The organism is Bartonella sp. AP88HLJMH (genome assembly GCF_042195605.1).
Lineage (GTDB): Bacteria > Pseudomonadota > Alphaproteobacteria > Rhizobiales > Rhizobiaceae > Bartonella.
Genome location: NZ_JBHIOR010000090.1, coordinates 1 through 1,019 on the forward strand (window position 1 = coordinate 1; position 1,019 = coordinate 1,019).

Annotated in this window: 1 protein-coding gene and 1 pseudogene; both read left to right on the forward strand. The window is 37.3% G+C overall.

Annotated features, from left to right (window positions below):
• Positions 1-87: 87 nt before the first annotated feature.
• Positions 88-672: pseudogene (locus tag ACFIMA_RS09725) on the forward strand (tyrosine-type recombinase/integrase); the annotation flags it as partial.
• 207 nt (positions 673-879) lie between these two features.
• On the forward strand, positions 880-1,019 hold a 140-nt coding region (locus tag ACFIMA_RS09730; protein WP_375633082.1), incomplete at its 3' end, for a helix-turn-helix transcriptional regulator.

Genomic DNA, 1,019 nt, shown 5'->3' on the forward strand with positions numbered 1-1,019 from the left:
TTTTTATTGAATCATAAAAAGCTATAGACATCAATACGCCCTTACACATCTTTATATACTTTGAATCTTGTTGCTAAAGCCTGATTCGCTCTCTTAGGCAAACAACGTCATAAAACGCAAAATTTTCCAGCTATGGATTGGAGAAAAGTTCCGGCTTTTTATAAAACACTTTGCGAAACAACAATGACACAACTGGCTTTACGTTTGCTTATTCTGACAGGCGTTCGTACTTTTCCTTTATGTCATATCCATAAAGATCAAGTTGATGGAGATATATGGACTATCCCTGCTGAAAATATGAAAGGAAAGCGTGATACAACAAAAGAGTTTCGTGTACCCCTATCATCTGAAGCATTAGACATTTTAAAACAAGCGCGCCTTTTATCACGCAATGATTTCTTTTTTTCTGCAACCGGTCGGGGTCCCCTTGGTGAGAATTGCATGTCACAATATATGCAACAGATTGGACTTGAAGCACGTCCCCATGGATTTCGTTCTAGTTTACGCGATTGGCTTGCTGAAACAACCAATGCCCCCTATGAGGTCGCTAAAACCATTTTAGCTCATACGGTTGGCGGTAAAGTAGAGCGTGCCTATCGTCGTACTGATTATTTAGAACAGCGCCGTGTCTATATGGATAAATGGGCGGCTTATGTCACTGGTCAATCTTAAGATATGGGGTGCATAACCCCATGATCTGTGGATAACTTTCTCTCTCTTCTCACTCATTCTTTCTCAATAAAACTCATAACGTATCACATCAGAAATTGTATAATAAAATATTGTTTTCTATGAATAAAACATCTTTCTAAATAAACCAAAATGTGGTTAATAAATGGTTATGATTTGTTACCATTTTTTGATAGAAAGGATTTTCGTATGACAGAAAATGATATTCTTTTAACTGACCGTGAAAGTGCAAAATTGCTTCATATGAGTGTCTCAACATTCCGCCGTCATGTTACTAATGGCTCTCTCCCAAAACCTTTAAAATTTGGTTTTTTATCCCGTTGGTTACA